Source organism: Achromobacter sp. AONIH1, from assembly GCF_002902905.1.
GTDB lineage: Bacteria > Pseudomonadota > Gammaproteobacteria > Burkholderiales > Burkholderiaceae_B > Achromobacter.
In genome coordinates, this window is the sequence record NZ_CP026124.1 from 4,139,867 (window position 1) to 4,152,007 (window position 12,141).

General features: G+C 69.7%; 12 protein-coding genes. 4 read left to right on the forward strand and 8 right to left on the reverse strand.

All coding sequences use genetic code 11. From position 1 onward, the window contains the following. Window positions 1-197: 197 nt before the first annotated feature. Both C2U31_RS19045 and C2U31_RS19050 read right to left on the reverse strand, forming a co-directional pair. Window positions 198-1,025 (reverse strand): CoA ester lyase, encoded by an 828-nt coding sequence (locus C2U31_RS19045; RefSeq protein WP_103276453.1) that lies wholly within the window; start codon window positions 1,023-1,025, stop codon window positions 198-200. Between the two features lie 66 nt (window positions 1,026-1,091). Continuing rightward, a complete protein-coding gene (locus C2U31_RS19050; RefSeq protein WP_103276454.1) occupies window positions 1,092-1,814 on the reverse strand; it encodes a response regulator transcription factor in 723 nt (240 codons plus the stop codon). Window positions 1,815-1,918: 104 nt separating this feature from the next. On the opposite strand from C2U31_RS19050, the gene C2U31_RS30600 reads away from it, so the two are divergent. Beyond that, window positions 1,919-2,071: a hypothetical protein gene (locus C2U31_RS30600; RefSeq protein WP_158658404.1), complete on the forward strand. Its 153-nt coding sequence runs from the start codon at window positions 1,919-1,921 to the stop codon at window positions 2,069-2,071. Between the two features lie 94 nt (window positions 2,072-2,165). On the opposite strand, the gene C2U31_RS19055 is transcribed toward C2U31_RS30600, so the two are convergent. Beyond that, the gene (locus C2U31_RS19055) at window positions 2,166-2,657 is read right to left on the reverse strand and encodes a hypothetical protein (protein WP_103274204.1); all 492 of its coding nucleotides are present in this window, start codon (window positions 2,655-2,657) and stop codon (window positions 2,166-2,168) included. A gap of 329 nt (window positions 2,658-2,986) precedes the next feature. On the opposite strand from C2U31_RS19055, the gene C2U31_RS19060 reads away from it, so the two are divergent. After that, window positions 2,987-4,225, forward strand: coding sequence for an FAD-binding oxidoreductase (locus C2U31_RS19060; protein WP_103274205.1), 1,239 nt, complete (start codon window positions 2,987-2,989; stop codon window positions 4,223-4,225). Window positions 4,226-4,246: 21 nt separating this feature from the next. Here C2U31_RS19060 and C2U31_RS19065 read toward each other — a convergent pair whose 3' ends face one another. Beyond that, window positions 4,247-5,380, reverse strand: coding sequence for a 3-deoxy-7-phosphoheptulonate synthase (locus C2U31_RS19065; protein WP_103274206.1), 1,134 nt, complete (start codon window positions 5,378-5,380; stop codon window positions 4,247-4,249). 250 nt (window positions 5,381-5,630) lie between these two features. Between C2U31_RS19065 and C2U31_RS19070 the strand changes: the two genes are divergently transcribed. Then, window positions 5,631-6,851, forward strand: a complete 1,221-nt coding sequence (locus tag C2U31_RS19070) for an EAL domain-containing protein (RefSeq protein WP_103274207.1) — start codon at window positions 5,631-5,633, stop codon at window positions 6,849-6,851. Window positions 6,852-6,872: 21 nt separating this feature from the next. Here the strand turns inward: C2U31_RS19070 and C2U31_RS19075 are convergent, their stop codons facing one another. Together C2U31_RS19075 and C2U31_RS19080 are read right to left on the reverse strand one after the other, a co-directional pair. Beyond that, entirely contained in the window at window positions 6,873-8,528 is a 1,656-nt protein-coding gene (locus C2U31_RS19075) for a mucoidy inhibitor MuiA family protein (protein ID WP_103274208.1), read from the reverse strand. Window positions 8,529-8,689: 161 nt separating this feature from the next. After that, entirely contained in the window at window positions 8,690-8,989 is a 300-nt protein-coding gene (locus C2U31_RS19080) for a flagellar transcriptional regulator FlhD (RefSeq protein ID WP_103274209.1), read from the reverse strand. 294 nt (window positions 8,990-9,283) lie between these two features. On the opposite strand from C2U31_RS19080, the gene C2U31_RS19085 reads away from it, so the two are divergent. Beyond that, on the forward strand, window positions 9,284-9,967 hold the full coding sequence (locus C2U31_RS19085; RefSeq protein ID WP_103274210.1) for a DUF2325 domain-containing protein: 684 nt from the start codon (window positions 9,284-9,286) through the stop codon (window positions 9,965-9,967). A gap of 19 nt (window positions 9,968-9,986) precedes the next feature. Here the strand turns inward: C2U31_RS19085 and C2U31_RS19090 are convergent, their stop codons facing one another. Together C2U31_RS19090 and C2U31_RS19095 are read right to left on the reverse strand one after the other, a co-directional pair. Then, a complete protein-coding gene (locus C2U31_RS19090; RefSeq protein ID WP_103274211.1) occupies window positions 9,987-11,165 on the reverse strand; it encodes an MFS transporter in 1,179 nt (392 codons plus the stop codon). Between the two features lie 73 nt (window positions 11,166-11,238). Next, window positions 11,239-11,940 (reverse strand): DAPG hydrolase family protein, encoded by a 702-nt coding sequence (locus tag C2U31_RS19095; RefSeq protein ID WP_103274212.1) that lies wholly within the window; start codon window positions 11,938-11,940, stop codon window positions 11,239-11,241. Between the last annotated feature and the right edge of the window lie 201 nt (window positions 11,941-12,141).

Genomic DNA, 12,141 nt, shown 5'->3' on the forward strand with positions numbered 1-12,141 from the left:
TGGCGGGATGAAGGGCTTGGGGTTCCGGCCTGGAGTTCAAGCGGCCCGCGCGCGGAACGGCACGGCGCAGGGCCTGGCGCCGCGCCGCGCAGCGCGGCGTCGTGCGCGTGAGGAACCGTATTGTACCGGGCCGGCGTGGCAATGCCGTTGCAGGGCTGGCGCGGCGGTATGGATGAGGGCGAGCGCGCGGCGCGCGCTCAGGCGGCGGCGATGGCAGCGGCCAGCGCCAGCACGCGTTCGGCTTCGCGCGCGTGCAGGTTTTCCACCAGCGAACCGTCGACCACCGCGACGCCCTGGCCGCTGGCCTGGGCATCGCGCCAGGCCTGCAACCGCTTGCGCGCGACGGCGATCTCCCCGGGGCTGGGCGCATAGGCCGCGTTGGCGGCGGCGATCTGGCGCGGATGAATCAGCGTCTTGCCGTCGAAGCCCTGGTTGCGGCCTTGCTCGCAGGCCAGCGCCAGGCCCGCGTCATCGTCCAGGTCCAGGTGCACGCCATCCAAGGCCGCCAGTCCGTGGGCGCGGGCGGCCATGACGGCCAGCGAACGCGCCAGCAGCGTTTCCTCGCGGCCAGGCGTGTGGCGCGCATGCAGATCCTTGACCAGGTCCGACGTGCCCACGACCAGGGCCGCCAGCCGGGGATGGCCGGCGATGGCGTCCAGACGCAGAAAGCCCAACGGCGTTTCGCACATGGCCCACAAGGGAAGGTCGGCGGGCGCGCCGGCCGCGTCAAATGCCCGCGCCAGCGCGTCCAGCTGGGCCGGGCTTTCGACCTTGGGCAGCAGCACGGCGTCGGCGCCGGCGGCGGCGAGGGCGCGCGCGTCGTCCAGTCCCCACGGCGTGTCCAGCGCGTTGATGCGCGCCACGCATTCGCGTCGGCCGTAGCCGCCGGCCTGCAAGGCGGCCGCCACCTGCGCGCGCGCCTGTGGCTTGGCGTCGGGCGCGACCGCGTCCTCCAGGTCCAGGATCAGCACGTCGGCATCCAGGCCTCGGGCCTTGTCGAGCGCGCGGGCGTTGGCGCCGGGCATGTAGAGCGCGGAGCGGCGGGGGCGGGGCGTGGCGGGATGCATCGCGGTGTGGCGGGTGTCGCGGATTCAGGCCTTGGCCTTGACGCCGCCCACGATCTGCACGGGCGTGGTGCAGACGTAGCCGACGCCGTAGACCGTGCGTATGCCCATGTCGCCGCCGGCCAGCGCGCGCAGCTTGCGGCGCAGCCGGTGCATGTGGGCATCGAGGCGGTGGGTATCGTAGGCCTCGGCGCTGGCGCCCAGCGCCTCGACCAGGCGGCCGCGCGTCAGCGGCAGCGGCGCGGCCTGGATCAGCGCGCCGAGCAGGCGGCTTTCGGTGTCGGTGATGTCGACGTTGACCCGCGTCGGCGACAGCAGCTGGCGACGCGCCGGATCGAAGCGCCACACGCCTTCGGCGCGCGCGGGATCGGGCGACGGCACGACCCGCAGGCGGCGCGACAGCGACACCAGCGTGGCGCCCAGCTCGGCCAGGTTGACGGGCTTGGTCAGGTAGTGGTCGGCGCCCAGGCTTAGGCCCGAGACCTTGTCCTCGCTGAGCAGGCGGCCGGTCAGCATGATGATGCCCATGGCCGGATAGGTGGTGCGCAGATGCGAGACGCGACTCAGGCCGTCGCCGTCGGGCAGCATCGCGTCCAGCACCAGGATGCCCGGCGTCACGGCCAGCAGCAGCTGGTCCAGTTCGGACAGCGAGCCCGCGGTGAGGATGGCTTCGCCCAGGCCGAGTTCCTGGATGTACTCGGCGATGGTGTCGCGCCAGTCCCCATGATCGTCGACGATGATGATGGTCACGGCGCCGGACAAGCTAGCGATGTGGCCGACGTGGCGTAACGCGCTCCCATGGCAAACACTCTTTCCGCTCCTTTCATGCCTGCGTTCTTATTTATTGGATTGGGATGTCCCGCACGCTCGATGGCAGCCGGGCCGCGCTCGCGACGCGCTCCGGTTTTGACGCAAGCGGAGAATATCATCAACGCCACCGGGGCGACGCGACGAAAATCAAGCCTGCGGGCCATGAACGGGATTGTCCCGGATTGCTCAAAAAATGACCAGTCCGGCGAGCAGGCTGCGCAGGGCCGCCCGCCGGCGCTTGCCGCCCGCCTTATCCACAGAAACTGTGGATAAGGCGGGCGCTTCCTGTCTTCATCCGGGCAGCCGTTCGATCGGCACGCCCGGCGGTATCTTGCGCATCCGGTCGCGTTCGATGCGCTGCGGCGCGAAACGCGTCTTGCGCGACGCGGCATTCTGCAGCAGCACCGACAGCACGGAGCCCTTGTCCTGGATCCAGTGCGTCTTGCCGCGCAACAATTTCATGGCGTTGTCCGCGGTGCCCAGCTTGTAGGTCATGGCGTTGATCTCCACCGACTGTTTGCCGTTGAAGGCCGAGCCGTCCTGTTCGGTGAGGGCGGCGGCGTCCAGATTGCTGCTTTCATGATCCACGCGATAAATAAACTTCAGTCCGCTGAACGGATCCTGCACGACGATCAGCTTGTCCGAGCCGGATATGTCGGACAGCATGCCGATGACCGTGGACTCGACCAGCTGGTTGCCCCGCTGTTCCTCGGTATAAATAAAGATGCTGTGGCGGACGGCGGCCTGGGCCGCCGCGGCCGTGGCGGGGGTAGTACGGTTCATGCCTGGCTTGATCAATGCGGGGCGGGCGCCGCGGCGTCCGCTGCCCGGTATCGGGTTAACGGCGCGTGGGGGGATGAACTTGAGCGTTCTTGGGGAAAAATCTCCATGCCGCGCCCGCGCCGCGGCGGGGGGATGCGCGGGACGGTCCGGCGCGATGGCGGCGTGCTCAGGTCCGCCTGGAGGACCACACGATTGATACTGAGTGTATCAAATGCATGATGAAGTAACGGCGGGTGCGCGGCCGGGTGGAAACCGGCGTTCGGGCGCATGCGGATTGCGCGAGGAGCATCTGGCTTGTCGTATGGAATTCGCGGGGGCATCATGCGCCGATGAAAAATACCGATGTGATTGTCCTGGGCGCCGGCATCGTGGGCGTGAGCGTCGCCCTGCACCTGGCCGCGCGCGGGCGCGCGGTGACGCTGGTGGACCGGCGCGGTCCCGGCGAAGAGACCAGCTACGGCAACGCCGGGCTGATCGAGCGCGCCAGCGTGATTCCCTATGCCTTTCCGCGCGACCTGCGCAGCCTGCTGCGCTACGCGCTGAACAATCGGCCCGACGTGCGCTATCACCCCCGCTTCCTGCCGCGCGTCGCGCCCTGGCTGGCGCGCTATTGGTGGCATTCGGCGCCGTCGCGGCTGGCGCGGGCCGCGCGGGCCATGCTGCCGCTGATCGAGCGCAGCGTGGCCGAGCATGACGCGCTCAAGGACGAGGCAGGCATCGCCGGCCTGTTCCGCCGCACGGGCTGGATCGACGGCGCGCGCAGCCAGGCGGGCCTGGATCAGGCCGCCGCCGAGGCCGCCTCGCTGTCGTCCTACGGCTTGAAGCATCAGGTGCTGGACCGCCAGGCGCTGACGGCGCTGGAGCCGGCCCTGTCCGAGCGCATGGTCGGTGGGGTCCATTGGCTGGACCCGGTCAATGTGTCGGATCCGGGAGCGGTCACGCGCGGCTATGCGGCCCTGCTGCAGCGGCGCGGCGGGGTGTTCGTGAACGGCGACGCGCGCAGCCTGCGGCAGGATGGCGGCGGCTGGCGGGTGGACACCGCCGACGGCCCGCTGCGGGCGCGCGAGGCGGTGGTGGCGTTGGGCCCCTGGTCCACCGATGTGCTCCGGCCGCTGGGCTATCGCGTGCCGATGGCGGTCAAGCGCGGCTATCACCAGCATTTCGCGCTGGAACGGGGCGCGGCGCTGACGCGGCCGGTGGCCGATATCGACAATGGTTTCGTGATGACGCCCATGACGCTGGGACTGCGCCTGACGACGGGCGCCGAGTTCGCCTCGCGCGACGCGCCGCCGACGCCGGTGCAGATCGGCCGGGTCCGCGCGCTGGCGGGACAGCTGGTGCCTCTGGGCGCGGCGGTGGAAGCGCAGCCCTGGATGGGCTGCCGGCCCTGCATGCCGGACATGCGTCCGGTGATCGGCCCGGCGCCGAACCACGCGGGGCTATGGCTGTCGTTCGGCCACGCGCATCATGGTTTCACGCTGGGCCCCGTGACCGGCCGGCTGCTGGCCAGCCTGATCACGGGCGAGGCGCCGGACATGGATCCGGCGCCCTACGCGCTGCGCCGTTGAGGCGCGGCGCGGGGTGGCGCGTCAGGCCTTGCCGGCGCGCGCTTCGCGGCGCTGGCGCACCGCCTTGGCCAGCGTGTCCAGCACCGGCGCGGTCTGCGACCAGCCCAGGCAGGCGTCGGTGATCGACACGCCGGGGCGCAGCGGCTGGCCGGGGGTGAGATCCTGGCGGCCTTCCTCGAGATGGCTTTCGATCATCACGCCGGTGATGCGCGCGTCGCCGCCGGCCAGCTGCGCGGCCACGTCCTGCGCGACCTCGACCTGGCGTAGGTGCGACTTGTTGGAATTGGCGTGCGAGAAGTCGATCATGACCTGCTCGCGCTGGCCGGCCTTGCGCAGCACCGCGCAACAGGCGTCCACGCTGGCTGCGTCGTAGTTGGGGCCCTGCTTGCCGCCGCGCAGGATCACGTGCGTGTCCTGGTTGCCGCGGGTTTCGAAGATGGCGGCCATGCCCATCTTGGTCATGCCCATGAAGGCGTGCTTGGCGCTGGCGGCGACCATCGCGTCGGCGGCGATCTGCACGCCGCCGTCGGTGCCGTTCTTGAAGCCCAGCGGGCAGCTCAGGCCGGAGCTGAGCTGGCGGTGGCTCGGGCTTTCGGTGGTGCGCGCGCCGATGGCGCCCCAGGCGATCAGGTCGGCGATGTACTGCGGGCTGAGCAGGTCCAGGAATTCGGTGGCGATCGGCAGGCCCAGGCCGCTGACGTCCAGCAGCAGCTCGCGCGCTCGGCGCAGGCCTTCGTTGATGCGGAAGCTGCCGTCCAGGCGCGGGTCATTGATGTAGCCCTTCCAGCCCACGGTGGTGCGGGGCTTTTCGAAGTACACGCGCATGACGATGAGCAGATCCTGGCGATGCTGGTCGGCGGCGGCGCGCAGCAGGCGGGCGTACTGCATGGCCTGGCCGTGATCGTGGATGGAGCAGGGGCCGACCACGATGATCAGGCGGTCGTCGCGGCCGTGCAGCACGTCGGCGATCTCGGTCCGGCTGCGTTCGACCAGCGTCTGGATCTCGTCCGAGACCGGCAGTTCGTCCTGCAACAGCGCGGGCGAGATCAACGGGCGCACGGCGGCGATGCGGGTGTCGTCGATGCGGGTGATGTCCTGGGTGGAATCGGCCGCGCCGACCTCGCGGTCGTGCAGGGGATCGTCAATGCGGGTCAAGGGAAGCTCCGTGCCATAGATGCGGAAAGACCGCCATTATCGCACCCCCGACCGCCCGAAGGTTGCCATCCTCCGTCCTAGGGCGCGGGCCGGCAAGCGCCGCACCATCGGCCAAGCGTACGCCTTCAGTCCCGAATTTAAGCCTATCAGCACTGAATTTGCATTAACCCGTCGGCACGGCGGACACGGCGCGCGCGGATGCCGTAGCATTGGGGGCAGACTAGATACGCAGGCTCCAGGACAGCGCACGATGCCCAAGACCGAAGCCGGCCCCGCCCGCCGCATCCTCCTGGTCGAGGATCATCCGGTCGAGCGCGCCTATCTGCAGAATATGCTCCTGGCGCTGGGCTGCCGTCGCGTCGCGGGCGTGGGCAGCGGCGCCGAGGCGCTGGCGGCCCTGACGCGCCAGTCCTACGACGTGCTGATCAGCGACATCGCCATGGGCGAGGGCGGCGGCACCCGCCTGCCCAACGAGCTGCGCAGGCTCAAGGACGCGGGCCGCCTGAAGCGCATGCCGCCCATCATCTGGATCAGCAATCTCAGCGACGAGCTGCGGCATTCGCATGTGCGGCTGGCCCTGCAGGCCGGCTGCCCGTCGGCGCAGGCGCTGGCCAAGCCGGTGTCGCGCTCGGTCATGCAGCAGGCGTTGAAGACGGCGCTGCACGATATCGACGATCCCGACCTGTCAGGCCGCGCCTCGGCCGGCCCGGCCCCCACGCGGGCCGAGCTGCGGCGCGCGCTGGGCACGGGCGAGGGCATGAGCGTGGTGCTGCAGCCGCAGCTCAATCTCACCACCGGCCGCATGGTGTCGGCCGAGGCGCTGTCGCGCTGGGACCATCCGACGCTGGGCACGATCGCGGCCGGCGATTTCGTGCCGGCCGCGCACAGGCTGGGGCTGGACCGGGTGCTGTTCGAGCGGGTCGCGGGACAGGTGCTGGAGGTGCTGCGCCGCATGCGCGGCGAGCGCATCGAGGTGCCCATCGCCATCAATGCCTCGGCGGCCACCTTGTGCTCCCCGGACCTGCCGGCGCAACTGGAGCAGCTGGTGGCGCGGGCGGGGCTGCCGGCGCGGCTGGTGAAAGTGGAGCTGACCGAGGACGAGCCCGTGAAGGATTGGCTTGCGTTGTCCTCGGTGCTGAACCTGCTGCGGGTGCGCGGCTTCGAGCTGGCGATGGACGATTTCGGCGCCGGCATCGCGTCCATGCGGCTGTTTTCCGCCATGCCCTTCACCGAGCTGAAGATCGACCGCGACTTCATCGTCCACATGCATCGCGAGCCGGCCTCGCGCGCCGTGGTGGCGGCCGCCATCGAAATGGGGCGGGCGCTGGGCCGCCGCGTGATCGCCGAGGGCGTGGAGCAGGAGCGCGACATCCTGCTGCTGCGCGAGCTGGGCTGCGAGCTGGCCCAGGGTTTCGGCATCTCGCCGCCGCTCGCGCCCGACGCCTTCATCGCGTTCCGGCGCCAGCACTGAGGCCGGCGCCGCAAGCCGGCGTCAAAGGCCGGACACCTCGATATTGCCGGGGTAGTCGATCGAGAACTTGAGCACGGTCTCGCGCGACTTGCCGGGCTCCAGGTCCCAGTTCCAGACCAGTTTGCCGTCGTCCTCGCGCTTGATGTCGCGCTCGGACGGCGACAGCAGCTTGACCTCGATCTTCTCGTTGCGCGAGACCGGCAGGCGGTCCTTGAACGAGACCTGCTCCTTGGTCGACTTGTTGTTCTTGACCGTGATCTTGTATTCATAGGTCACGCGTTTGCCGCCGCCGGAGAAGCCGGTGCTTTCGGTATAGCGGTTGACCAGCTGGCGCTTGACCGAGATGCCTTCGTCCGCGCCCATCGCCAGTTCCAGCTTTTCGCCGGGCATCACGGCCTTGAGCCGGCTGGACGCCACGAAGGCGTCGTCCAGGAACGTGTTGAGCGTGCCGGCCAGGAAGGGCATCTCGGTGCCGTTGCTGGCATGCGCGGTCAGGAAGGCCGCCTCGCGCAGCGACGGCGTGGATTGGTATTGGAGCGTCGCCGGCAGCTTGACCGTGGTGATGGCCACGCGCTGCGTGCTGTTGTCCGACGGCAGCGTGACGGGCGCCTGGATCTGGAACGAAGCGCTGGTGGCGCCCGACTGGACCTCGGCGGTTGCCGATGTCACCGCTTCGGGCTGCGGCTCGGGCTGCGCCGCGGCGTCGAAGGCCTGTTCCTGCACGGCCATCTTCTGGCGCGCCATCTGGCGCGCTTCGCTCGCCGCGGCCGGCGCGGGACGCGGCGCCGCCGCGGGCATGGGCGGCGGCGGCACCGCCACATCCACGACCCAGGGCGTCAGCGCCGGCGCGCCGCCGCCCAGCGAGGGGCGGGCGGTCGACAGGGTGAGCTTGACCTTGTTCCAGTCTTCGCCGGTGGTCTGGTTGATGACGCCGAAATAACCCAGGTCCACGCTGCGGTCGGCGGCGCGCAGCCGCGCGTCGTAGGCCGGCGTCCACTGGGCGCCGGCAACCGCATAGGAAAGATTCAGGTCCAGCTTGCCGGGGCGCGCCAGCATCACGCGCAGCGTCACGGTCTTGCTGCGGCGACCCTGGCGGTCTTGCAGCTGGCTGTACTCATTGGCCAGCGCCTCCCGCTCGCGCTCGATGTCGGCGCGCTGTTCCTCCACGCGCCGCAGCCCGGCCAGCGCGCGGCTCAGCGTGTCGGCGCTCAGCGACTGGACCGCCTTGAGCTCATCGAGCGAGGGGCGGGCGCCGTCCTTGCCGGGCTGGGTGGCGCCTTGCTGGATCAGCGTCACCAGTTCGCGCTGGTTCTCCAGCACGGCGGCCTCGTCGTCCAGCGCGGCCTTCTTGTTGTCGAGTTGATTGATCTGCTGCTCGAGCTGCCTGAGTCGATCGTTGGGCGTGTTCGCCTCGTAGGCGGTGCGCACCTTCACATCCAGCAGCGTGGCCTGGCCGGTGCTTTTGGCCGCGACCTGCAGGGAGTTGTCCTGCAACGAGGCGGGCAGCTTCTCCAGCACCAGCTCGTGCTCGCCGGCGGCCAGCTCGGCGCTGGCCTGACGGGTGACGACGGCGCGGTCCTGGTAGACCGTCACGGCGCCGATGGCCGAGGGCAGGGCGGCGGCCGCGCTCAGGCCGGGGAGGGTGGCGATGGACAGAGCCAGGAGGGTACGTCGCATGGTGGCGCCTATTGATCGATGGAATCGGAAGCGGCGCGGACGGACTTGCCCTGCGCCGGGGGCTAAATGTACACGGCGCGCAAGGGGCGGGCTTTACAGAAGGTGGCAAACGAAACCATGCGATACCGCCCCGATCGCCGGGGCGTCAGGGCGCGGCTTTTCTATTCCTGGATCACGGCTGTCGCGGGCGCGTCGGCCCGCAGCGTGGCGCCCATGCCCTGGCTCAGCATCGACAGCAGCAGGGCGGGAGCCATGTTGAGCTGGGCCAGCAGCACGCTGCAGCGGGCCAGCCTGGCCAGGTCTTCGTGATTCTGGCGTGTCAACCATGCGCAGGCCTCGACCGACAACTGCATGCCGGCGATGGCGGCGGCGTTGCCGCTGCGCGCGATCCGCTGCAACAGCAGCAGATACATCAGGTTGGTTTCGTGGATGTCGCGCAGAAGTTCGGTGGATCTCGGCATCGGGCACCCCTTACTTCGTTGTGTCCGCGGACCGGATTCGTGGCGGGCGCGGAGCAAGGCGCGGCGCGTCCTTGGGAGGGCGTCTGCGCAGGCCGGTCGCCGGCCTGGCTGCCGATATGGTCTGTCGATCATATTTAAGCGACCAGGGGCCGTCAGTAATGGATTTCCCTGTGCTCAATTCATACATATGTTAATTTTGTAAAAGAGACTAATTCTCATTTATAATGCCGCCCATGTCCAGCGGCGCATGTCGTCCGCCGGGCCGTCTCCTTCCTCCAGCAGCCGGGGTGCGCGATGGGTCTTTCTTCCGACGAACGCCAGCAATTGCAGCGCGAGCATGCCGCCTTGCTCGCGGCCTACGGACGCGTGCAATCGCATTGCAGCCGGCTGCTGGCCGCGCAGGCCGGACGCATCGAGCGGCTGGAAAGCGAAAACCTGCAACTGCGCGCCCGCCTGATCCGTCAGGAGACGCTGCTGTCCTGGGAGCGCGAGGATAGAGCTGCGCTGGAGCGCGCCGTGCCGGGGCTGCCGCGCCGCGCCGCCCTGGCGCGTCGCGTCGGCCAGCTGATGGAGCGGGTGCAGGCGCTGATGCGCGAGCGCCTGGCCTGGCAGGACAGGCTGGTCGCGCCGGTCCCGTCAACGGTGGCGCCGCGATCCGAGGCGCCGGCCGTCGCCGTCGCGCTGCGCGAGAAGTCCGTGCTGTGCGTGAGCGAGGATGCGATGGCCCTGATGCTGACGCGCAAGGTGGTCGAAATGGCCGGCGGCCGCTACCAAGGCCGCAGCGGCAAGGAAGACGCCGACACGCTGGAGGCCAGCCTGGTCGCGGCCGACCTGGTGATCTGCCAGACCGGTTGCGTCAGCCACGGCGCCTATTGGCGGGTGCGCGACCATTGCACGCGCACCGGCAAGGAATGCGTGCTGGTGGACAGGCCCGAGGCGCTGGACGGCCTGCGGCCGACGGAAACGGCGGGGCGCTGACCGCGCCGTCCGCGCCGGTTCAGTCCGCGCCAGCCGGCCGCGGCGCCCGCGCGCGGCGCAGCAGCGGCACCGCGCCCAGGGCGCACAGCGCCATCACCAGGAAGCCGCCGGGCGCATAGTGCCGGTACAGCGCGCCGCCCAGCTGGATGCTGGCGAACATGAAGACCCCGCCCGACAGCAGCGCGTACAGCGCGATCGCCGAGGTCTTGGCCGTGGCCGGCGCGCGCGCGGCGATGTGCCACATGATGGCGGCGTTGTTGCCGGCCAGCGTGAAGCACTGCAGCAGCTGCAGGACGGCGATGGCGGTGGGGTCGGCGGTGATCGCCAGCCCGGTCCATCGGATCGCCGTCATCACGGCCGAGATCAGGATCAGCCGCGGCGCGCCGACGCGCGCCAGCACCTTGGGCGCGGCGAAGAAGAACAGCACCTCGCTGGCCACGCCCACCGCCCACAATAGTGATATCAGCGCGGTGGACAGGCCCTGGGCCGTCCAGTGCAGCGTCGAATAGGAATACAGGAAGCCGTTGCTGGCCTGCACCAGCGAGGCGGCGGCGATGCACAGCAGCAGCGGGCGGTCGCGCAGCACGGCGCGCATGGGCGTGACGCCCGGCGTCGCGGGCGCGGCGTCCGGCGCGGGCCGCGCGGCCCGGGGCAGCAGCCGCAGCATGGCCAGGCAGGCCACGATCATCAGCATGGGCAGCCACATCACCCAGTTCACGCCGTGGGTCTTGATGAGATAACCGCCGCTGACCGTCATCAAGGCGAAGCCCAGCGAGCCGCAGGCGCGGATGAGGGTGTAGGAATTGCCCTGGCCGCGCCCGCTGGCGATCGCCATGCGGTCCAGCAGCGGCAGCACCGAGGGGAAGACGGCGTTCAGCAGCAGCGTGACGGCGAACAGCCAGGCCGGCGTGGCGGCCAGCGGATAGCAGGCGTAGAGCAGCAGCGAGCCGATCAGCGCCGCCGCGATCAGCGCATGGGCGCGGCCGGTCTGGTCGGCGACGTGGGCGACGACAGGAGTGGACAGGATCTTGGGCAGCAGCGCGGTGGCGACGATCAGGCCGATGAAGGCGCTGTCCAGGCCGCGCTCGGCGAACCACAAGGGCAGGAAAGGGATGCTGACGCCCTGCAGGCCGTAGTACAGGAAGTAGAACCCGTGCAGGGCGATGGCGCCCTGCCGGGCGTCGGGGTTGCCGCGCATGGCTGGAGGGGGGACGAAGGCAGGAATGAAGCCGCGTAGCATACTCCTGCCGCCGGGCCCCACGCCTTGACGCCTACCAGGGCAGCGGGGCTTTTTCGCCGTTGCCGTGCTCGCCGTAGTAGATGGACGGCAGGAAGCGCGACAGGTACGTGAATTCGGTATAGCAATGCCGCAGCAGCGCCAGGCCCAGTTCGTCCGCCGCGTCGCGCTCGGGCTGCGCGCCGGACTTGCCCAGGTAGAAGCGACTGCGCAGCACGCAGCCGAAGGGCGTGTCGCGCGCCAGGTGCACCATGTCGCCGTCCAGCGGATCGCCGTGCGCGTCCAACTGCGCGTGGTCGCCGAAGCCGATGCGCGCATAGACGGCGGCCGAGACATCGCCGGCCTCGGTGGCGGTGCGCAGACGGGCGTCGCCGAAGGCCTCGGCCGGATCATGGAATTTCAAGCGCGCCGCCACGGGCGGGATGTCGGCCAGCGACTCGACCGCATGGATCGACGCGCCCACATAGCTTTCGCCGCGCCGCCAGTGGCTGTCCCAGCCGCGATGCTCGACGTGATCGTGCGGATGCCACCACTTGATGTGCTGGGTGGTTTCGAAGAACTTGAACCACCAGTCCAGCATGCGGCCCTTGCAGCCATGCAGGTCGGTGCGCACGGCCACCACCAGCAGGCCGTTGTCCAGGCGGGTGATGCCGGTCTCCAGGCGCAGCGGGGCGGGATCCAGCAGGGGTTGCAGGTCGGCCAGGATGAGGCTGGCGTGGGGGGCGTGTGTGTCCATGTTCGAGGCTCCATCAAAGATATCGAAGGGTTGGAAACCCGATTCTATAATAAAGAAACGAATAACGTTTCCTAAATAAAAGGGACGTGTAAGATGCCGTCTGCACACAGGAGGACGCCACCGATGGCGCAAGGCAAGATCCGATCGACCACGACAGGCGCCGGCCAGGCGCGGGACCTCGATGCGCGGGACGCCGCCGCG